General features: G+C 70.8%; 21 protein-coding genes. 12 read left to right on the top strand and 9 right to left on the bottom strand.

The features are described 5' to 3' along the window. Positions 1-261: 261 nt before the first annotated feature. The 6 genes from ACYVF6_RS33475 (at position 262) to ACYVF6_RS33450 (ending at position 6,998) form a co-directional block, all read left to right on the top strand. Entirely contained in the window at positions 262-801 is a 540-nt protein-coding gene (locus ACYVF6_RS33475; RefSeq protein ID WP_460527086.1) for an RNA polymerase sigma factor, read from the top strand. 14 nt (positions 802-815) lie between these two features. Continuing rightward, complete coding sequence (locus ACYVF6_RS33470) at positions 816-1,637, top strand: hypothetical protein (RefSeq protein ID WP_460527084.1); 822 nt, start codon at positions 816-818, stop codon at positions 1,635-1,637. Next, complete coding sequence (locus ACYVF6_RS33465; RefSeq protein ID WP_460527082.1) at positions 1,634-2,494, top strand: ABC transporter ATP-binding protein; 861 nt, start codon at positions 1,634-1,636, stop codon at positions 2,492-2,494. The genes ACYVF6_RS33470 and ACYVF6_RS33465 overlap by 4 nt, the downstream gene beginning before the upstream one ends. Then, the gene (locus ACYVF6_RS33460; protein WP_460527080.1) at positions 2,491-3,300 is read left to right on the top strand and encodes a hypothetical protein; all 810 of its coding nucleotides are present in this window, start codon (positions 2,491-2,493) and stop codon (positions 3,298-3,300) included. Before ACYVF6_RS33465 ends, ACYVF6_RS33460 begins: the two co-directional genes overlap by 4 nt. Beyond that, entirely contained in the window at positions 3,297-3,947 is a 651-nt protein-coding gene (locus ACYVF6_RS33455) for a hypothetical protein (RefSeq protein WP_460527078.1), read from the top strand. Before ACYVF6_RS33460 ends, ACYVF6_RS33455 begins: the two co-directional genes overlap by 4 nt. 441 nt (positions 3,948-4,388) lie before the next feature. Beyond that, on the top strand, positions 4,389-6,998 hold the full coding sequence (locus tag ACYVF6_RS33450) for a tetratricopeptide repeat protein (RefSeq protein WP_460527076.1): 2,610 nt from the start codon (positions 4,389-4,391) through the stop codon (positions 6,996-6,998). Between the two features lie 68 nt (positions 6,999-7,066). On the opposite strand, the gene ACYVF6_RS33445 is transcribed toward ACYVF6_RS33450, so the two are convergent. Next, a complete protein-coding gene (locus ACYVF6_RS33445) occupies positions 7,067-7,636 on the bottom strand; it encodes an RICIN domain-containing protein (protein WP_460527074.1) in 570 nt (189 codons plus the stop codon). Positions 7,637-7,900: 264 nt separating this feature from the next. Between ACYVF6_RS33445 and ACYVF6_RS33440 the strand changes: the two genes are divergently transcribed. Further along, complete coding sequence (locus ACYVF6_RS33440) at positions 7,901-8,929, top strand: calcium-binding protein (protein ID WP_460527072.1); 1,029 nt, start codon at positions 7,901-7,903, stop codon at positions 8,927-8,929. 58 nt (positions 8,930-8,987) lie between these two features. Here the strand turns inward: ACYVF6_RS33440 and ACYVF6_RS33435 are convergent, their stop codons facing one another. Next, positions 8,988-9,974: an NADP-dependent oxidoreductase gene (locus tag ACYVF6_RS33435; RefSeq protein WP_460527070.1), complete on the bottom strand. Its 987-nt coding sequence runs from the start codon at positions 9,972-9,974 to the stop codon at positions 8,988-8,990. 41 nt (positions 9,975-10,015) lie between these two features. After that, the gene (locus ACYVF6_RS33430) at positions 10,016-10,339 is read right to left on the bottom strand and encodes an ArsR/SmtB family transcription factor (protein ID WP_460527068.1); all 324 of its coding nucleotides are present in this window, start codon (positions 10,337-10,339) and stop codon (positions 10,016-10,018) included. 70 nt (positions 10,340-10,409) lie between these two features. On the opposite strand from ACYVF6_RS33430, the gene ACYVF6_RS33425 reads away from it, so the two are divergent. Both ACYVF6_RS33425 and ACYVF6_RS33420 read left to right on the top strand, forming a co-directional pair. Continuing rightward, entirely contained in the window at positions 10,410-12,362 is a 1,953-nt protein-coding gene (locus tag ACYVF6_RS33425; RefSeq protein ID WP_460527066.1) for an HAD family hydrolase, read from the top strand. Between the two features lie 138 nt (positions 12,363-12,500). Further along, on the top strand, positions 12,501-13,877 hold the full coding sequence (locus tag ACYVF6_RS33420; RefSeq protein WP_460527064.1) for an ankyrin repeat domain-containing protein: 1,377 nt from the start codon (positions 12,501-12,503) through the stop codon (positions 13,875-13,877). Here ACYVF6_RS33420 and ACYVF6_RS33415 read toward each other — a convergent pair. Genes ACYVF6_RS33415 through ACYVF6_RS33400 form a run of 4 tightly spaced genes read right to left on the bottom strand, consistent with a single transcriptional unit; the run spans position 13,874 to position 16,644 of the window. Continuing rightward, positions 13,874-14,680, bottom strand: a complete 807-nt coding sequence (locus tag ACYVF6_RS33415) for a nucleotidyltransferase domain-containing protein (RefSeq protein WP_460527062.1) — start codon at positions 14,678-14,680, stop codon at positions 13,874-13,876. The genes ACYVF6_RS33420 and ACYVF6_RS33415 overlap by 4 nt on opposite strands. Positions 14,681-14,689: 9 nt before the next feature. Continuing rightward, complete coding sequence (nadE, locus tag ACYVF6_RS33410; protein WP_460527060.1) at positions 14,690-15,532, bottom strand: ammonia-dependent NAD(+) synthetase; 843 nt, start codon at positions 15,530-15,532, stop codon at positions 14,690-14,692. A 9-nt stretch (positions 15,533-15,541) separates the two neighbouring features. Then, entirely contained in the window at positions 15,542-16,018 is a 477-nt protein-coding gene (locus ACYVF6_RS33405; protein WP_460527058.1) for a GNAT family N-acetyltransferase, read from the bottom strand. A gap of 11 nt (positions 16,019-16,029) precedes the next feature. Continuing rightward, positions 16,030-16,644 (bottom strand): HAD family hydrolase, encoded by a 615-nt coding sequence (locus ACYVF6_RS33400; protein ID WP_460527056.1) that lies wholly within the window; start codon positions 16,642-16,644, stop codon positions 16,030-16,032. Positions 16,645-16,665: 21 nt separating this feature from the next. On the opposite strand from ACYVF6_RS33400, the gene ACYVF6_RS33395 reads away from it, so the two are divergent. Both ACYVF6_RS33395 and ACYVF6_RS33390 read left to right on the top strand, forming a co-directional pair. Beyond that, positions 16,666-17,262 carry a helix-turn-helix domain-containing protein gene (locus ACYVF6_RS33395; RefSeq protein WP_460527054.1) on the top strand — a complete coding sequence of 199 codons (597 nt, stop codon included), beginning with the start codon at positions 16,666-16,668 and terminating at the stop codon, positions 17,260-17,262. Beyond that, a complete protein-coding gene (locus ACYVF6_RS33390) occupies positions 17,259-17,780 on the top strand; it encodes a GNAT family N-acetyltransferase (RefSeq protein WP_460527052.1) in 522 nt (173 codons plus the stop codon). Before ACYVF6_RS33395 ends, ACYVF6_RS33390 begins: the two co-directional genes overlap by 4 nt. Positions 17,781-17,838: 58 nt before the next feature. Here ACYVF6_RS33390 and ACYVF6_RS33385 read toward each other — a convergent pair whose 3' ends face one another. After that, entirely contained in the window at positions 17,839-18,384 is a 546-nt protein-coding gene (locus ACYVF6_RS33385; protein ID WP_460527050.1) for a P-loop NTPase family protein, read from the bottom strand. Positions 18,385-18,397: 13 nt separating this feature from the next. Further along, the gene (locus tag ACYVF6_RS33380; protein ID WP_460527048.1) at positions 18,398-19,375 is read right to left on the bottom strand and encodes an aminoglycoside phosphotransferase family protein; all 978 of its coding nucleotides are present in this window, start codon (positions 19,373-19,375) and stop codon (positions 18,398-18,400) included. Between the two features lie 188 nt (positions 19,376-19,563). Here ACYVF6_RS33380 and ACYVF6_RS33375 point away from each other — a divergent pair, with 188 nt between their 5' ends. Continuing rightward, positions 19,564-20,343 carry a phosphotransferase gene (locus tag ACYVF6_RS33375; RefSeq protein ID WP_460527046.1) on the top strand — a complete coding sequence of 260 codons (780 nt, stop codon included), beginning with the start codon at positions 19,564-19,566 and terminating at the stop codon, positions 20,341-20,343. Positions 20,344-20,537 lie beyond the last annotated feature (194 nt).

Genomic DNA, 20,537 nt, shown 5'->3' with positions numbered 1-20,537 from the left:
GGGCCAGCCGAGCCACATTGGCCTTGACAGCTCGGCATCGACTGGATCGTCGCTGCGCGATGGCCTGAGAGAGTCGTCGGTGGGGATGTCCGCGACGCCGACAGCGGGTGTGGCGGTTCGAAACCGGCTGCCGTGAACCGTTTGCCTTGCTCGGTACGACGAACAAGGCGTGGATGGGAGCTACCTCGTTCGGCTGCCTGGCCTCCCCCGGAGGGGCCTGGAGGTACCGTGCGTCATGCGCACGATACCGGGAGGTCATGCATGCTGACGCGACCACCGGATCCGCGGGCGGATTCAGAGCTCCTCGAGGCAATCGCCGATGGCGACAGGGAGGCGTTCGCCGAGTTGTATCGGCGGCACCTGCCGTGGCTGTTGGTGCGCCTCGGGCGGCGGTGCGCGTCGCCGGAGGTTGTCGATGAGGTTGTGCAGGACACGTTCGTGGCGGTCTGGCGGTCGGCTGGGCGGTGGGATCGCCGGGGCGAGGTCGCCGCGTGGATCTGGGGGATCGGCATCCGCCGGCTGGTCGACGCGCTGCGGCGTAGCCGGCCGCCGGCTCATGAGCTGACGACGTTCGACGGCGTAGAGGCGTCCGCCGAGGAGCACGTGCTGCTCGCCGTCCAGTACGGCGACGTGGGGACGGCACTGGCGAGCCTGTCACCGGAGCTACGGGCCGTCGTGCAGGCGACTGTCCTGGACGGCCTGACAACACGGGAGGCCGCCCGGTTGCTGGGCATCCCGCCCGGCACGGTCAAGACACGGATGATGCGCGCCCGCGCCCTGTTGCGGGAGCGGCTGGCATGACCGGGGAGGCTGGCATGACCGATTGGCACCTGGATCCGGAGGCGATCCGCCGGTACGCACAGGGTGCCGCTCCGCCGGACCTGGCCGCGTCCGCCGAGGCGCACCTGATGAAGTGCGCGGCCTGCCGGGGCGTGATCTCGTCCCACGTGGACGCTCGTCGGGCAGAGACGATCTGGGACGAGGTGGCCGACCGGGTGGACACACCCCGGCGGAGCCGGCCGGAACGAATGCTGGTGCGGCTCGGCGTCGGCGAGGCGACGGCACGTCTCGTCGCCGCGACGCCGACCCTGCGAGCGCCGTGGTTGCTGGCCGTCGCGGGTGTACTCGCGCTCGCGGCATGGGCGGCTCAGGTCGATGAGCGCTTCCTCCTGGTGTTCCTCGTGGGCGCCCCACTCGGGCCGCTGGCGGGTGTCGCGGTGGCCTTCGCGGGCGGCCTGGACCCGACCCGGGAGATCGGGCTCGCCGCGCCGTACTCCGGGCTGCGCCTGCTGCTGATCCGTACGGCCGCGGTCCTGGCGGTCACCGTTCCGATCGTGGCCGCGGCCGGGTTCGCGTTGCCCGGCTCGAACTGGCTGGCCGCTGCCTGGCTCCTGCCCGCCGCCGGGCTCACCTGCGCCGCGCTGGCCCTGACCGCCCGTATGACGCCTGTGGTCGCGGTCGGTGTCGTGGCCACGACGTGGGTGCTGGTGACCGCCCCGATCGCCGTCGCCGGCCACCTCGACGTCGCCTTCGGCGTCGGCGCTCAGGTCGGCTGGCTCGCCGGAGCCATCGGCGGCGCCACCTGGCTCGCCGTCACCCGTAACACCGTCACGATCAGGCTGGGGAGAAACGCATGACCACAGTGCGCGTGCATGGCGCGACCAAGTCCTTCGGACGTACGAAGGCGTTGGACAGCGTCGACTTCGAAGCCGGCCCGGGCGTGACCGGACTGCTCGGACCGAACGGCGCGGGAAAGACGACTCTGCTCCGGACGATCGCCACCGTCCTGGCGCCGGATCGGGGCACGGTGACGCTGCTGGACCGCGACCCGTCGCGCCCCGACGACCGTAAGCGGATCCGCGAACGCCTGGGCTACCTGCCCCAGGACGCTGGGTTCCATCGAGGGTTCACGGTCTTCGAGTTCGTCGACTACGTGGCGATCCTGAAGGAGATGACCGACCGGCGGTCCCGGCATGACGAAGTCCGCCGGGTCATCACGCTGACCGGGCTGGCGTCCGTCAGCGCGAAGCGGATCCGCGCCCTGTCCGGCGGAATGCGCCGGCGGGTCGGATTGGCCCAGGCCATGCTGGGAGAACCCGACCTGCTCGTCCTCGACGAGCCGACGGTCGGCCTCGATCCCGAGCAGCGGCTGCGGTTCCGGGAGATGATCTCCCAGGCCGGCGAGGGCCGCACGGTGGTCATGTCCAGTCACCAGACCGAGGACATCACCGCCCTGTGCAGCAGGATCGCCGTGATCCACCGGGGCCGGACCCGATTCTCCGGTACGCCCACCGAGCTGACCGCGCAGGCCGCGGGTCGCGTGTGGACGGACACGCAGCGGTCGCCTGCCGCGCTCGCGGCGTGGCGCACCGGCGACGGCGCCTACCGCAACGTCGGCGAGCCGCCCGAAGGCGCCGATCTGGTCGCACCCACGCTGGAGGACGCGTACCTCCTGCTCATGGGCGAACCCGAGTTGGAGGTCACCCACCCATGACCGCTGCGGCCCCCGTTACCACCGGCCCAGGTGCGACCGGCAAGCTCAACTTGACATCACTGATCGGCCGGGAGGCATGGCGCCTCGCCCGGCATCCCGTGCTGTGGCTGGTACCCGTCGTCGTCGCCGTTACGTCCGCGCTCGACGGAGCCAGCGGCGGCCGCAACGCCGGCTACTGGTACGGCACCATCTTCGTCGCCGTCGCGTTCTTCGGGCCGCTGCTCGTCCTCTTCGCCGCGAACCTGGTCGCCAGCAGCGCCCGCCGCAGCCGGGCCGAGGAGATGCTGAACGTCACGCCGACCTCGGGCACCCGCCGGACCTGGGCGATGAGTCTGGGGATCGGGCTCCCACTGGCCGGAGCCGGCGCCGTCGCTGCTGGTGCCATGGCGCTCATCGCCGTCTTCTACACCATCCCGCCGAACGATCTGCAGGCCGCCGGCGAGCTTGCCCAGCTTCCGTTCATCCTCGCGGGGGCAGGGCTGCTCGGCGTCCTCGCCGCCCGCTGGCTGTCCTTCGCGGGCGGCGTACTGCTCATGTTCGTCGCCGCGACGCTCGGCGGTCTCGTGCTGTTCGGGCGATGGAACGCCGGCTACTGGTGGATGTGGTGGTCGACAGGGTGGCCGGTCGAAGGCCGGGTACCGGTGCCGGGCGAACCGTGGCTGCATGCCGCCTACCTGGCCGGGCTCTGCGCCTGTGCCACCGTCGCCGCCGTCTACCGCGATCGCGCGCAGTGGCCGCGGCTGGCCCTGGTCGGTGGACCGCTTCTGGCCGTCACCCTCGTGCTCGGCTGGCTCCAGCTGCCGTGACACCGTCGGTTGCGTGGGAGCTCGTCCGCAGTGGCCACCTGGTACGCAGCCTGCGCCTGGCGCCGTTCGTGACTGGGATCGCTGCCGGCGCGGCGTTTCTGGCTGCGCGCGGTGGAGCGACGCATGACGTCATCGGAGACTTGCGCGTGCTGGGGCTGCTGTTGGCGTTGGGTTGTGGGTACGTACTCGACGATGGCGCGGCGGTCACGTTGCAGGCCAGCCCGTACAGCCTGGCGCGCCGGCTCTGGTTGCGCATCGGCTGTGCGGTGGCCGTTGTCGGGCCGCTGTGGGCGGCCTTGCTCGGTGGTTTCCTCCGCTCGGCGCCGGCCGGGGAGCGGTGGGCTCTTGGGGTCGGGCTCACGGTCGAGGTGGCCGCCGCGCTCGCCGTCATCTGGGCGGTGGCCGCCTGGGGCCGACGCCACGGATTCGACCATCCCGGCATCAGCACCACGCCCGCCTTCCTGGCCGCGTTGTTGCCGGCCACATCGATCCCGCAGGCGCCCATGCTGGTGGGCCTCGGGACGGAATGGACGCCGGCTCACCTGCGCTGGTTGGGCATTCTGGTTGGAGCGGCCTGTGTACTCGTGGCCGCGATGCGCGATCCGGCTGCGCGCTGGCGTCCTTCGAACCGCGACCGTCCGGGCTGAGAGCGCAACGCCTATTGCTTTGGGGGCCTGTCCCAGGGGCGCGCTGTCTCACGGCGGCGAGCGCATCGTTTTCAGGCCTGTAGTTGTCTGCTGGGGTTCCTGTGCCGCCGTGAGACAGCATCTTGACTTCGGAGCCTCTGCCGCCAAATCGAGAAGCCCTTGGCGGTCAAGCAAGCTTGACCGCCACCAACCCGCCGCCGCCACCAATCCACCGGCCACTCACACCTACGTCGCAACCCCCACCACGGCACGCCTTCATCGGGCTCCACCACGGCCGACTGCCATCGGACCGCGCCACGGTTCGCTTTCGCGGCTTTCACCATGGCTGGCTCTTCATCGGTCTGCGGTGACCTTGCGGGCGTATCGTCGATCGCAGGATCGGATCGCCGGCCTTGGATGCGTTGGTCAGTGCGGATTCTGGTCGGGGGAGGTTTGCTTGTCATGCAGTCGTCGGAGCGGTTGGCGGCGGTGTTCGAGGCGGTACCGGATCCGGGGCGGGCCGGCAATCTGGATGATCTGATTGAGCAGCTGCGGTGGTTGAAGGTGTGGGCGGGTGATCCTTCGTACGAATGGATCACGGCGCGGGTGAACGCGGCCTGGGCGACGGATGGCAGGCAGGCCGGCGAGCTGGTGGGCAAAACCACTGTGGTGGATTGTTTCCGGCCCGGTCGGCGGCGGCTGAATCCCGAGCTGGTGGTGGCTGTGGTGCGGGTACTGCATCCGGACGTCGGGTACGTCGCGCACTGGCGGCAGGCGCTGCAGGTGGTCGGTGGGCTGGCGCGAGCCGCGGCGCAGGTGCGAGTGCAGGAAGGGCTGCCGCCCGATCCGGATGGGTTCACCGGCCGGACCGTGGAGCTGGCCTGCCTCCTGCGGGCGCTCGATGCCGGGCGAGTCGACGGTGAGGTTGTGGTGGTTTCGGCGATCGCCGGCATGGCCGGCGTCGGCAAGACACAGTTGGCCATCCGCGCCGGGCATCTGTATGCCGCGCGGGCGCGCCTGGATCGGGTGTTGTTCGTCAACCTGCGCGGGTTCCATCCCGATCCCGGCCAGCCGCCGGCCGACCCGGCCGCGGTGCTGGAGGGTTTTCTGCGCGTGCTGGGCGTACCCGGCCGGCGGATTCCGCACGACCTGGCGGGCCTGACCGCCGCCTATCGTCGGCGGCTGGCCGGGAGTCGTACGTTGGTCGTTCTGGACAACGCGGCCGACACCGATCAGGTCCAAGCTCTGCTGCCGGAGACCCCGGGTTGTCCGGTGTTGGTGACCAGCCGGCGCAGGCTGTCCGGGCTGGACGCCGCGACACACGTGACGGTGGACGTGTTCAGCCCGGCCGACGCGTCGGCGTTCCTTGCCCGGGCCGCGGCCGGAGTTCCGCGAGGCGCGGACCGGCAGGCCGCGGACCGGATCGCCGGTCGGTGCGGCCACCTGCCGCTCGCCCTGGGCGTGGTCGCCGCCCACATCCGCGGCACACCAGGCTGGACGTTGACCGACCACGCCGACCGGCTCGACGAACGGCTCCAACAGGGGCGCCTGGAAGGCGGGGTCGAGCTCGCGCTCGACGTGTCCTACCGGCAACTGCCGGATGGACGGCGGCGCCTGCTGCGTCTGCTGGCGCTGCATCCGGGCCAGGACTTCGACGTGTACGCCGCCGCGGCCCTGGCCGATCGTGACCTGCCGGCCGCTTCGGCCGAGCTGGACCAGCTGTGCCGCGATCATCTGTCGTACGAGGCCGCACCCGGCCGGTACACCTTCCACGACCTGGTCCGCGCCTACGCCACGGGCCGCGGCAGTGACGAAGACTCCCCATCCGACCGCCGAGCCGCGCTGACTCGCCTGTTCGACTACTACCTGGCCACCACCGCGGCCGCCATGGACGTCCTGCACCCCGCCGAAACGCAACGCCGGCCCCGGATCCCGTCGGCCGGCACCCCAGCCCCGACCCTCACCGACACCGCCCTCGCGTGGCTGGACACCGAACGCCCCAACCTGGTCGTCGTCGCAGCACACACCGCCGACCACGGTTGGCCCACCCATGCCACCCGGCTGTCGGCCATCCTGCATCGCTACCTCGGCGGCGGGCACTACAACGACGCCCTGACCGTTCACGGGCACGCCGTCCACGCCGGTCGCCAAGCCGGCGACCAGAACGGACAAGCCCAGGCACTGGCCAACCTCGGCGGCGTTCACGCGCAGTTGGGCCGGTACGAGCCGGCCGCTGAAAGCCTCCGGCAGGCCCTGGACCTGTTCCAGCGAACCGGCGACCCACTCGGCCAGGCCCGCACACTCAACAACCTCGGCCTCATCGCGGCGGGACTTGGCCGTAGTCGATGGGCTGCCGAACACTATGAGCAGGCCCGGATCCTGTACCGGCAGGCCGGCGACCGTACGGGCGAAGCCCGCGCGTTGAACAACCTCGGCAATATCGAGGAGCGGTTGGGCCGCTTCCGCCCGGCCGTCGAGCACCAGGAGCAGGCCTTGATCTTGTCCCAGGAGGCTGGCGACCGGATCAGCGAAGCCACCGTACTCAACGACCTCGGCGGCATCGAGGTGAAGCTGGGAAAGCACGGGCCGGCAGCTGCGCGCTACGAGCAGGCCTTGATCCTGTTCCGGCAGGCTGGTAGCCGTACGGGCGAAGCCTGGGTGCTGGACAGCCTCGGCACCCTCCACACCCGCCTCGGCCGGCCCGCCCAAGCCACCGAGTGCCACAAACAGGCCCTTGCGATCTACCACGAGACCGGCAACCGTGAGGGCGAAGCGTGGGCCCTCAACGGTCTCGGTGAAGCCGTCCACGCGACCGGCCAACCCGCCGACGCGCTTACGTATCACGCCGACGCCCTCGCGATCGCCTCCGACATCGGTGCCCGCCCCCAGGAAGCCCGCGCACGAACCGGCCTCGGCCACGCCCACCACGCTCTCGACGACCAGGCCGGTGCCCGCCACCACTACGAGCACGCTCTGAACCTCTACACCGACGTTGGCTCGCCCCAGTCCGACCAGATCCGCACCTACCTCGCGGCAGTCAGCGAACCAACGTCGGACCGCGCCGACGGATGAGGGTGCCGCCCGCGGGCGCGCGGGCGGCATGAGCTCTGCCTGACGGGCTTCGCGCATGGGCGAATCGTCTAGGTGAAGCGCCAGAACTGTCCGCTGGTGGTGGCGCATTCGTGGATCACGATCGGCCAGCCGTTGCGGCTGGAGAATCCCCCGCCGAGGGCCATGCACAGATTGCCGAGAGCCGACTGCAGGACCTCGTGCCCCTGGTCGTCCGCGGGCGCGGAGCGCCACCACATCCGCGGCCCGCCGACGGAGCAGAACCACTGATCGACAGGTGTCTCCGGCACCGCGGAACCGTCCTGGACGTCCAGGCACTGGTTGGAGGTGTTGTTGCTCTCGAACATGAGGTAGCCGTTGCCCACGTCGATCGGGAGCCAGACCTGCTCGTCCACCTGATTGCACTTCCACTGCTGCAACTGCGTGCCGGGAATGTTGGACGCGTCCGTCACGTCCAGGCACTTCCTGCTGACGTCGTTGACGAAGTGGAGAAACGGCCCGGCCTGGGCCGAGCTCGTCATACCGATGCTCGCGATCAGGCCCACAACGGCGGCCAGCAGGACCGCCGCCCGTCGCGGGAGCCTCCTGCGTACTCGGCGGCTGGGCTTTGCTTCGTCTCTTGGTGGCGTTGGGTTGTCCACTGCGATCTCCTTCGGAATCGAACGACCGTGGCCGGCATCGATCGTCTGTTGCCTGCAGGTCGCGGCACAGAACTCCGACCGAATCCGAACGCGTGGACAGCCCGCCTGACTTTAGGGTCACTCCCGGACATGCCGCGACCGGCGCCGGTTCCTGCTGATCAGCTCCCGGGACATTCGGGTTCGGTCGGGATCCGTGCGACGAGTCCGCCTGCTGCCGGACGGTCGGTGTCGAGCTCGAACATCAACCGAACTGCAGGAGGAACTATGCGCAAGCGATGGGCAACAGGTGGGCTGCTGGCGTGCGGACTTCTGATGGTCGCCGGCCTGGCCGGACCGTCACCCGCCATGGCAGCGGAAACCTGCCGCTTCCTGACGGTGACGATCACCGGCACGTCCGGCGACGACACCATCGTGGGAACCCCGGGAAACGACGTGATCCTGGCCGGGGCCGGCAACGACACGGTTATGGGGCTGGGTGGCAACGACACGGCGTGCCTGGGCGCCGGCGACGACAGCTTCGACGGCGGACCGGGAGACGACATGTTCGTGGCCGAGAACGTCGCGGACGGCGCCGACACCTTCGTCGGCGGCGACGCCGGCTTCCGAGGCGACCTCGCGACGTACGCCCCCCGCGGTACGGCGGTCAACGTCAGTCTCGACGGGAACGCCAACGACGGGCAGACCGGCGAGGGCGACAACATCGGCCAGGTCAACGTCGAAGGCAGTGCGGCCGACGACGTCCTCACCGGTGACCTCGTGCACAACTTCCTCAACGGAATGGAGGGCGCGGACAGGATCGACGGTCGTGGCGGCGACGACGAGCTGTGGGGCAACGCCGGCAACGACACTCTGATCGGTGGACCGGGTAACGACTTCGTGTTCGGCATGGACGGCAACGACCGCTTCGACGCCGACTCCGGTCCCGACGGCGCGGACGTCTTCGAAGGTGGATTCGGTCTCGACGAAGCCTCGTACCGATTCCGGAGCACCACGGTGTTGGCCGCACTCGACGGTGTCGCCAACGACGGCGCGCTGGGCGAGGGCGACGACATCCGCGTCGACGTGGAGAACCTCACCGGTGGCTCCGCCGGAGACAGGCTCAGCATCTTCGGCATCAACGGCGAGGGCAACGGCAGAATCGCCCGCAACATCCTACGCGGTGGACCCGGTCAGGACATCCTGATCGCCACCGACCTGCCGTTCATCTCCAACGACGCGGTGGACGGCGGCCCCGATGTCGACGTGTGCAGTATCGACGAGCAGTTCGACGTGAAGGTCAACTGCGAACTCTGACCGGAAGACGTGCGGGGGCTGGGCGGAGACCGCCCGGCCCCCGCAACGCAGGCGAGTACTACGGCCGGAGCACGATCTTGCCGTGGGTGTGGCCTTCTTCCAGCTCGCGGAATGCGGCTTGGACCTGTTCCAGTGGGTACGTGCGGGCGATCGGCACCTCGAGCTCGCCCCGTGCCGCGAGCCGGGCCAGTTCGCCGACGACGACCGCGCTCGCGGCAGCGCCCTCGCCGTAGGTACGTGCGCCGACTCTGGCGGCCGCTTCCCAGTCGCGGGTGGTGTTGATGCGGTCGGGCTGGACGCCGATTGCCACGGCGAGGTCCACGTAGCCTTCCCCGAAGGTGTCGATGAACGCGTCGACGGGTCCGCCGGCAGCGTCGCGGATTCGTTCGGCCACGCCATCGCCGTATTCGACCGGGATGACGTCGTGGTCGCTAAGCCAGGCGTGGTTTCGCGTGCCGGCCAACCCGATCACCGTGGCGCCGCGCCGGCGGGCGAGTTGGACGGCAACGGAGCCGACGCCACCCGCGGCGCCGGAGACGACGACCGTGTCGGTCGGTCCGGGGTCGACGGCGAAGACGGCGGCGTACGCGGTCGTGCCCGCCACGTAGAGGGCGCCGGCCGCCTCCCAGGACAGCCCGGCCGGACGGTGGGTCAGGTTCACGTCGTCGGCCACGACGAACTCCGCGTGGCTCGCCCGGTTGTGGGTGAAGCCGAGCACCTCGTCGCCGACCGCGAAGCCGCGGACCTCCGGACCGAGGTCCACCACGACACCGGCCAGGTCGCTGCCCTGCCCGGACGGGAACGTCGCCGGCCAGCGCTTGTGCCGCGCGCCCCTGCGGATCATCACCTCGCCGGGCTGGATTCCGGCGGCGCGGACCTCGACCAGGACCTGCCCGGGCCCTGGCACCGGACGCTCGACGTCCTCCACCCGCAGGACGTCGATGCCGCCGTACTCGTGGAACCGCACCGCCTTCATCGCGTGCTCACCGCTCTCGTCGTTCGGATCGGCCCTGGACGGCCACGCCAACGGACGGGAGGAACTCATCGCTGGCGCGAGAAATTCCACCGCCAGTCGCGCCGCGCCCGCTACGCGCTGTCCAGTTGCCCGGCGTGGTTGAGCGCCTGGTCCAGGAGCCGCTGGACGTGCTCGTTGGCGGCGGAGTAGTAGACGAACGTTCCCTCCCGCCGGCCCTTCACCAGCCCGGCCAGCCGGAGCTTGGCCAGGTGCTGGCTGACCGCGGTCGGTGCGACGCCGGCGAGCTCGGCCAGGCACGCGACGGACGACTCGCCCTGCAGGAGTGCCCACAGCACCTTGATCCGCGTCGGGTCGGCGAGCAGGCGGAACGACTCGGCCGCCAGGTGGACCTGCTCCTCGCTGGGCATCTGGAAGTTCTCGATCGAGGAGTGCATGCCCGCACTCTACCGGCGCTGGCCAGGCTGTCTGCGTACCTGCATGCTTGCGCAGGTACGATCGTGTCCCGTGTCTACTCAGACCGGATGGTGGCGCAGCGCGTGGTCGCTGCCCGAGGTGCGCGGGGCCGTGGCGGCGACGGCGCTGTTCCTGGGCGGCCTGGCCGCGCAGGTGGCGGGCGCGCCCGGCTGGCTGCCCTGGACGTTGTTCCTCGCCTGCTACGCCGCCGGCGGCTGGGAGCCGGCGCTTGCCGGGCTGCAGGCTCTGCGTGAGAAGCGGCTCGACGTCGACCTGCTGATGGTCGTCGCCGCGGTTGGGGCGGCGGCGATCGGCCAGGTGCTCGACGGCGGGCTGCTGATCGTCATCTTCGCGACCTCCGGGGCGCTCGAGGCGGTCGCGACCAAGCGCACGGAGGACTCCGTACGCGGTCTGCTCGATCTCGCCCCGGAGACCGCGACCAGAGTCGACGAGTCCGGCACCGGCACCGAGCATGTGACGAACGTGCAGGACCTCGCGGTCGGCGACGAGATCCTGGTCCGGCCGGGCGAGCGGATCGGCGCCGACGGCATCGTCGTACACGGCGCGAGCGACGTCGACCAGGCCACGATCACCGGCGAGCCGCTGCCCGTCGGCAAGCGCGCCGGAGACGATGTGTTCGCCGGAACGTTGAACGGCACCGGCGCGCTACGGATCCGGGTCGGCCGTCCGGCAGGTGAGTCGGTCGTCGCGCGGATCGCGAAGCTGGTCGAGGAGGCGTCGCGGACCAAGGCCAGGACGCAGCTGTTCATCGAGAAGGTCGAGCAGCGGTACTCCATCGGCATGGTCGCGGCGACCGTGCTGCTGTTCGTCGTCCCCCTGCTGTTCGGCCGGCCGCTGACGCCGACGCTGCTGCGCGCCATGACGTTCATGATCGTCGCGTCGCCGTGCGCGGTCGTCCTCGCGACCATGCCTCCGCTGCTCGCCGCGATCGCGAACGCGGGACGGCACGGCGTGCTGGTGAAGTCCGCGGTCGTGCTGGAGCAGCTCGGCGCGACGACCCGGGTGGCGTTCGACAAGACGGGGACGCTGACCCGAGGGACACCGCGCGTGGTCGACGTACGGCTGCTGCCGGAGGCCTGGCTGGACGAGGATGAGGCGCTCCGGCTCGCCGCGGCGGCCGAGCTGCCGAGCGAGCACCCGCTGGCGGCCGCGATCGTACGGGCGGCGCGGGAACGTGGACTGGCGCCGTTGCCGGCCGCCGAGTCGTTCACCGCGCAGCCGGGGGTCGGCGTGACCGCCCGCGTGAAGGGCCAGACCGTGCACGTCGGTGCCGCAGCGGATGCTTCGCCGTGGGACGGCATGACCGCCGTGCAGGTGACGGTCGAGCACCAGCCGGTCGCCGTACTCGGGATCGTCGACGAGCCGCGGCCCGAGGCGGCCGTCGCGGTCGATCAGCTCGCCGGTCTTACGACGCGCCCGCCCGTACTCCTCACCGGCGACAACCTGGCGGCGGCGCAGCGCCTGGCCGGGCCGCTGGGGATCCGCGAGCTGCGCGCGGGTCTGCTGCCCGAGCAGAAGGTCGCGGCCGTACGGGAGATGCAGGCCGCGGGCGACCGGGTAGCCGTCGTCGGCGACGGCATCAACGACGCACCGGCGCTGGCCGCCGCCAACGCCGGCATCGCGATGGGCGGCGCCGGAGCGGACCTCACGCTGCAGGCCGCCGATGCCGTCGTCGTACGCGACGACCTCTCCACGATCCCCGCGGTGATCGCGCTGGCCCGCCGTGCTCGCCGCGTGGTGATCGCGAACCTCGCGATCGCGGCGACGTTCATCGCCGTGCTCGTCGCCTGGGATCTGATCGGCCACCTGCCGCTGCCCCTGGGCGTCGCCGGCCACGAAGGCTCGACCGTCATCGTCGGCCTCAACGGCCTGCGCCTGTTGCGCAACGCCGCCTGGCCCAAGCCGGCCGGCGGCCGTACGAAAAAGGCGGCAACCTTCCGCCGACCGCCTGATCCGTTGTCGGCGGCCGGCCCGGGTGGCTAGGCTGACCGGAGCGGTCGAGGACGCTGCCAGTCCGCGGGCAGGGACTTTCCCACCTCGAGCACTTCTTTCTGACGCACCGGAACACCACCAGCCTCTTTCCGGCCGGGCAAGCGGACCTCGGCGACGAAGGAGGTCGTGATGTCCGATCGTCATTTCGAGCTGCCTGCCCATCCGAACCTGGAGTACTACCGGAAGCAGGCCAAGCAACTGCTTCACCTCTACGCCGACGGTGCGGCAGAAGCCGTGGCCAGAGTCGCCGACGTCCTCGGCGAGCGAGCAGCCGAGCGGTTCCTCCTCAGCGACGCCCAGTTCGTGCTCGCGCAGGAACACGGATTCCGCACCTGGGCAGAGTTCAAGGCTCATATCGAGCGTCCGAACATCGTCGAAGACCGGCCGGTCTCGCGCCTTCTGGGCCAGAGTGCGAGCCTCTACGCCGGCCAGGTGAAACTCCTCCTCGTCGAGCTGCGCCGCGGCGACCCGACCGCGCTGCGCCGGTTGCGGGCTTACGTACCCCGCCACGCTGATCCGGCCGACCCTGCTGACATCGACGTCGAACGCCGGGACGCGCAGCTGGTCATAGCGCGGGAGAACGGCTTTCCAACCTGGAGGGAGTTGCTCTCCTACGCGGAGAAGGCCAGGCGCGATCTCGACGAACGCCACGAGAGGTGGGAGCGTCTGGAGCCGGCGGCCGAGGCTCTGCTGGCCGGCGACACGGGCCGGCTCGCCGAACTCTCCGCCGAGCAGGCCACCGACCTGCTCCACATGCTCGCAATGCCGGAGCGGATCCCCGGCAGACACCTGGGCCGGGAGCTCGGGGTACCGCGAGCTGCAGTGGACTTGCTGCTGCACAAGGCCGACAGTCTGGACGTCGTACTGAGCTGGGCCGTCCAGTTGGATCGGGTCGAGTACGTCCAGCTGCTGCTCGCAGCCGGTGCTGACCTCGGCAACCGGCAGACAGGTAACACTCCGCTGGAGCACGCGATCTACCACGGCCACACAGAGATGGTGGACGTGCTCGCCGAGCACGCGATCGTGCCCCCGGCTCTCTGGACGTACGCCGCCTGCGGCCGGTTGGACTTGGTGCGGGCCTGTTTCGACGCCGACGGCCGGCTATGCCCCGAGAGCGCGAAGGCGCGCCCCGACGTCGCTCCCATGCCAGGAATGTCACGCCAGCTGCCGCCGACCGGCGCGCCGGAGGAGCTCCTCGCCGAGGCGTTCGTCTACGCCTGCCTGCACGGCCGGACGGAGGTCGTGCGCTGGCTCCTCGACCGCGGCGTCTCACCCGACGTCGCTCCGTCCCAAGGTTGGACCGGGTTGCACTGGGCGATCATGGGAAGCAAGGTCGACGTGGTCCGACTGCTGCTCGAACGCGGCGCGGATCCGTCCCGTCGCGAAAGCCTCTTCCAGGCCGACGCGGACCTCATCCTGCACATCGTCTCCACCAACCGCGCCCACGATCCCACGACCGAGCAGATCCACGCTCTCATCAGGCCGGACCAGAGCGGCAAGCACTAGACGGGCAGTTCGATCGACAGCGCGGTGGCGAGGTGCCGGCGGGCTGCCTCCTCCAGCTCCCGCGGCCAGGCCACGCCACAGCGGGCGTGCAGGTCGCGGGCCAGTGGCAGGAACGCCGTCGCACAGGCGACGTTGGCGGCGATCACCGACTCGCGGGTCGCCTGTAGCGGCGGGAGGTCGGTCAGGGTCCGCAGCCGGTCGGCGGGTAGCAGGTCGTTGAGGTGCAACGCCCCACCTCGGTCCTCGACCGCGACGTCCTGGAGCATCAGGTCGATCAGCATGCCCCGCAGCAGGCCGGCGCCGGACTCGCCGACGACGTACTCCTGGCGCCCGACGGCGACCGGCAGCAGTCCGAGGACGCGCAAGAACTCGTGGGTGATCGACTCGACCCGTTCCGGGTCCGGCTGCAGGGGCGGACGGGGCTCGCCGAGGCCGGCGCTCAGCCCGTTCGGGTCGTGGAGGGGTTTGGTGGTCGACCGCGTGCGCCCGGCGATCTGGTCGGGTGTCGCCACCGAGACGTCGAAGCGGAGCCAGTCCGTGGTGACCTGGTTGAAGATCGGCAGGCTGCCGACCTGCCGTCGAATCACTGTCGGAGCGATCTCGTCGGACGTCTTGGGCCAGTCGGAGCAGAAGCTCTCGACGTCATCCGGGCCGACGACGACCCACAGGTCGACGTCGCTGAACGAGTCGTTCGTACCCCTGGCATGGCTGCCGACGATCCACACGCCGAGCACCCGGTCGTCCGCGCCGAGAACCTGCCGGGCCCGCTCGATCAGGGCCCGTTGTCCCAGGTCTGCTGCCATGGAAGCAGGTCAGCTCCGCCACCAGTCGTCGACCGGCGTGACGGGTACGGCGCGCTTGTGCCGGGTCGCGAGGTAGATGGACTCGACCTTGGCGGAAACCGCCGGCGCGACGTCCGCGGCTTCGAGGTAGGCGTCGATCTCGGCGTAGGTGAGGCCGAGCGCTTCCTCGTCCGGCAGCGCCGGCCGGTCGTCCTCGAGGTCGGCCGTGGGGACCTTCTTCCACACGCTCGGCGGCGCGCCCAGCTCCTGCAGCAGCGCGGCGCCCTGGCGCTTGGTCAGGCCGGTCAGCGGGGTGACGTCGACACCACCGTCGCCGTACTTGGTGAAGAAGCCGGTCACCGCCTCCGCCGCGTGGTCGGTGCCGACGACGATCAGGCCGAGCTGTCCGGCGATGGCGTACTGGAGCACCATGCGCTCGCGGGCCTTGATGTTGCCGCGTACGAAGTCGCGCAGCTTGGGCTCGTCGCCCAGCAGCTCGCCCAGTGCGTGCGCGGCCTCGGCGGCTGCGGCGTCGGCGCTCGGCTTGACGTTGGCCGTGATGGTCTGGTCGGGCTGGATGAACTTCAACGCGATCTGCGCGTCTTCCTCATCGGCCTGAACGCCGTAGGGCATGCGTACGGCGACGAAGGTGGCCTCGTGGCCGTCGGCGCGCAACTCCTCGCACGCGAGCTGGCACAGCCTGCCGGTGAGGGTGCTGTCCTGGCCTCCGCTGACCGCGAGCACGAAGCCCTTGGCGTGGGTGGATCGCAGGTAGGCCTTGAGGAAGTCGACCCGCTGCCGGATCTCGGCATCGGGAGCAATCTTCGGCTTGACAGCGAGTTCGGCGATGATCTGGTCGCGTAGGTTCGTCACTCAGAAACCCTACCGGCCGAAATCCGGGCCCTGGAGCGCGAACCTGAAGCCTTCGTGGCTTCGCGCGTAGCCCAGCGCGGCGTAGAAGCGGTGTGCGGCCTCGCGTTGCTTGTTGCTGGTCAGCTGGACAACCGCGCACCCACGCTCGCGTGCGCGAGCGGCCACCCGCTCCATCAGGATCCGGCCGAGCCCGCCGCCGCGGCGGTCCGCGCGGATGCGTACCGCCTCGATCAGTGCCCGCTCGGCGCCGCCCCTGCCGAGGCCGGGGATGTACGTCGCCTGCAGGCAACCGACGATTGCGCCGTCGGCATCGGCCAGCACCAGCAGTTCGTTGCGCGGGTCGGCCTCGATCGCCGCGAACGCGCGCTCATGCGCTTCGGAGACGACCACGGTCGCCGGGTCTATCACGCTGTCCTCGCCGGCGATCAGGGCGAGCACAGAGGGTAGGTCGGAACGGGCCGCGGGCCGGAACGTGAGTGTGGGCACGGACATCGACCCTAACCCGCGCGGGCCGCGGTGAGTGCCTGCTCGACCGTTTCCGGGCCCTGGAACGGGTACGCGGTCCAGCCCAGGCTGCGTGCCACGTCGCAGTTGGCATGGCTGTCGTCGACGAAGCGGATCTCCCCGGCCGTCGCGCCGACGCCCAGCCGGGACGACACGGCCCCGAACGCCGCCGGGTCGGGCTTGCGATGTCCGAGGCGATAGCTGAACAGCAGCTGCCCGAAGCCCTCGAACATCGCGGGATAGCAGCGCAGCAGCACCTCTTCCTCCAGCGGGCCGTTGTTGGTGAACAGCGTCAGCGACCCGCGATGCGCGTTCAGCACTTCCCGTACCCGCCAGTCCGGCCGGAAGGCGCTGCACCAGGCGAGATCGAGGTCGTCGTCGGCGCCTGTGAAGCCGGTCGACGCACGTACACGGGCCCGGAAGTCCTCCGCGCTCGGGAACCGGCCCGCGTCGGCGTCGGCGCTGAGTCCGGACGTCCACAGCAGGGCGTGCAGCCGATCCGGTGGAAGCGAGCAGGTGGCCGACAGTTCCCGGAGCCGGCGAGCATGGTCGAACGTGAACAGCACGCCACCGAGGTCGAGAACCAGATGCCAGTCCGCGCGTTTCATATGTGGGATAGTATCCCAGATATGAAATCGACGGAGGAGGCTCCGCCCCAGGTCTCCGGCGCGGATCAGCTGGACACGCGGCTGGCCGGCCACCTGGCGGAGTTGCGGGTCGAACGCGACTGGTCGCTCGAGGACCTGGCCCGCCGGACGGGCGTCAGCCGTTCCACCCTCTCCCGGCTGGAACGTGCCGAGATCAGCCCGACAGCGAGCCTGCTGGGCAAGCTGTGCGCGGCATACGGCAAGACGCTCTCCCGGCTGCTGGCCGAGGTCGAGTCGGAGTCGCCGCAGTTGATGCGCGCGGACCAGCAGCTGGTCTGGCGCGACGAGGAGTCCGGCTTCACCCGGCGGGCCGTGTCACCGCCCCATCCCGGCCTGCGCGGCGAGATCGTCGAGGGCCAGCTGCGGCCGGGCGCCGACATCTCCTACGACCGGCCACCGGTCGCCGGCCAGGAGCAGCACATCTGGGTGCTCGCCGGCGAGCTGGAGTTCAGCCTCGACGACGACGTGCACGAGCTGCGGGCCGGTGACGTGCTGCGGTTTCGGCTGTGGGGGCGTGCGCGGTTCCGCAACCTGGGCCGCAAGCCGGTCCGGTATGCCGTGGTGGTGGTCCTCCCATGAGCAAGGTGCGAGACGCCTCCGTGGTCGACGCCGCCGCGTGCGCGGCGATCTACGCCCCGTATGTCGAGCAGACCGCGATCACGTTCGAGAGCGACCCGCCGTCGCCGGAGGAGATGGCGCGGCGGATCGCTTCCGCGCAACGCACCCACGCCTGGCTCGTCCTCGAGGACGACGGCCGGGTCGTGGGGTACGCGTACGGCGGGCCGTTCAAGACCCGGGCTGCCTACCGCTGGGCGTGTGAGGTCAGCGTCTACCTGGAGCTCGGGCGGCGGCGTACGGGCGGTGGCCGGGCGCTCTACGAGACGCTGCTGGCCCGCCTCGCCGAGCGCGGCTTCCATACGGCGGTCGCCGGAATGACGCTGCCGAACGACGCGAGCGTCGGCCTGCATCGGGCGATGGGCTTCGAACTCATCGGCACCAACCGGCGGATCGGCTGGAAGCACGGCGCCTGGCACGACGTCGCCTGGGTCCAGACCACGATCGCCGCCGGCGACGATCCGCCCGCCGAGCCCCACTGACCCGAGCCCGTCGGACGGACGACCGCGTGGGGCCAGCCCGGGCCGATGGCCGCAGGCGCTAGCTGAGATCGGCGGCCCAGCCGGCCAGGGCGACGATCTCTCGCGCGACCTCGGCCGGCGGACGGTCGTTGGTCACCGTGAAGTCCTCGATCGCGGCGGCGGCCAGGTGGCCGGCCTGGTCGGGCAGCGTGGCGAGGTGGCGGTCCAGCTTCTCGCCGCTGTCCCTGGCGCGCAGCCGCCGGCGTACGGTCTCGAGCGGCGCGGTGACGCCGACCAGCCGGACCTCGCAGCCGGCCAGAGCAGTCTCGTAGCGATGGCGCAGCTCCGCGGTCTCGATGCCGCCGGCGACGACGGCGTACTCCGCACCGGAAGCCGCGAAGTTCGCCCAGACCGCCGCCAGGTTCGCGCACTTCAACCGGTCGTAGAAGTCGCGCCGCTCGCCGCCACCGGCGCCTGCGACCGGCGGAGGACCGAACTGGGCCAGCGCGTCGGTGTCGACCACGGCCGTGCGATGTCCGCCGGCTGTGAGCAAGACACCGACCGCCTGCGCGACCGTGGTCTTGCCGACGCCGATCACGCCGCTCAGGAGCAGGGCTTCGGGCATGCGATCGAATCGCTCAGACGGCTTCGGTGGCGGGTCCGATCTGCCGCCGGAGCCTGGCCAGCCGCGCGGCGCCCCACTCGTCGATCGGGCCGGCGGCGTTGCTCTCCTCGAAGTACGCCAGCTCCTTCAGTGTGAACAGCAGGTGCACCTCGTCCGCGCTCGGCAGGTCGGGCCCGAGCGCACCGTCGAGCTCGGCGGTGTACGCGGTCCACATCGCCCGGCGGAGACGGGCGAACTCCTCCTCCCAGCCGAAGATCGCGAAGCCCCACTCGCCGAAGTCGAAGTCCAGCAACGGGTTGCCGACGCCCGCCTCGTCCCAGTCGAGGACGGTACGCACCTGGAGGCCGGCGTCGACGAGGAGCTGGTTCTCGCACACGTCGCCGTGCAGGAGGACGGGCGGCAGGCCGGCCATCCGGCGGGCGGTCCGCCGCCACCGCTCCGCCCAAGCGGGCTTGGGCTCCAGTCGCTGTACGACCTCCTCGCACGCGAGGTCCACACGATCCGGATCCAGCAGGCGGGTCAGCATGGGCCGGTCCTGCACCAGCGGCCGCTGGACCTCCGGCGGCAGCCGGGGGACGTCCAGCCGGTGCCAGCGCGCGATCTGCCCGCCGAGACTCGCCAGCATCCGTTCGTAGTCGTCGAGGCCGGCGGACTCCTCGAGCGACGGCCAGCGCGTCCCGCCCCGCCGCTCCAGCGCGACGAACGGCCCGGCGTCCAGCACACCCGCCGGCCAGCGCCCGAGCACGGGCGGCACACAGTCCAGCCCGAGCCCCACAAGGACGTCCGACACGTACGCACCGTGCAGCAGCCGCTCGTCGCGCCCTCGCCGTGGAAACAGGAACACCTTGTCCGCGGACAGGATCGCGAGCTTCGACCAGCCGTCGAAGCTCACGTCCAGCTCCTCGTCGCCGACGCCGGTGATCTCCCGGAACTTCCACAGGTCCGGCGGCGGCAGGATCGCGTGTACGAGCTCGCCAACCACACCCGGCATTCTCGCCCGTACACCGCGATCCCCTCAAAGCGTTTCCGCCCCTACGGCCGGAACGCCTTCCACCTGTGCGTATATCCGAGCTCGGTTCTGGCTACCGATGCTGTACGAGTCGCTCGCCGCGGACGGCTCCGGACGGAAGCTGCCGCCGGTAGCCAGAGCAAACCACCGGGACCGGGACAATGGTGGCGATGGAAATGGACAGAGGCCGGTTCGCCCGGCCGGAGCGGGTGGGTTCGGAGATTCGCCGCAGCGGCCAGGGCGCGTCGGGCGTACGGGCGCTGCTCGAGCACTACGCGGCGGTCGGGTGTGAGCTCACGCCCCGCTTCCTCGGCTTCGCCGGCGACGGGCGTGAGCGGCTGTCGTACCTTCCGGGCTCGACCGGGTACCCGCCGTTGCGGTCCGAACTGCGTACCGACGAGGCGCTGGCGAACGTCGCCCGCGCGATCCGCCGCGTCCACGACGCGAGCCTGCCGCTCGCGGAGGTGTCGGCCGCCGGCCTGGTCTGGGCGCCGAACGAGCTCGCCCGGCCGGCGGCGCCCGACATCATCGGCCACCACGACCTCGCGCCCTGGAACATCGTGTTCGACGGCGCCGAGGTCGTCGGCATCATCGACTGGGACTCCGCGGGGCCGACGACGCGGGCGTGGGACCTGGCCTACGCGGCGTACCAGTTCGTGCCGCTGCACCCCACGCGCGACCTGGCCGCGTTCGGCTGGCCGTCGGAGCCGGACCGCCGCGAGCGGCTGCGGCTGTTCGCCTCCGCGTACGGCGGTGGGGTGAGCGTGGAACAGCTGGTGGACAACGCGATCCTGCGGATCGCGAGCATCGGCGCGGAGATCGCCGAGCAGGTGGCGACGCACAACCCGTTGTTCGCGGTGCATGCCGAGGAAGCCCACGCGCCGGGCTACTTTCGTGCAGTCGCCGAGCTCGCGGCGATGCGCGAAAGACTGGTCGCGGAAACCGGCTAGGTCGGGCAACCTGATCTGGTGTTGCTGACCTGGATCCGCGCGCTCGGCACTCCGGGGTCGCGACGTTCTACGTCTGGCACGACGAGCAGGCGGGGCAGCCCAACAGAGACACGGGTTTCGGCCGGTCATTACGGAGCTTCGGACCGAGCGCCAAAGGTGAGCAAAAGTTGAACGGGGATGTTCACCAGGGTGAA

The sequence above is a fragment of the Flindersiella endophytica genome (genome assembly GCF_054779015.1).
Note: the sequence above shows the minus strand (reverse complement) of the source record. Positions and strands in the feature narration are given on the sequence as shown.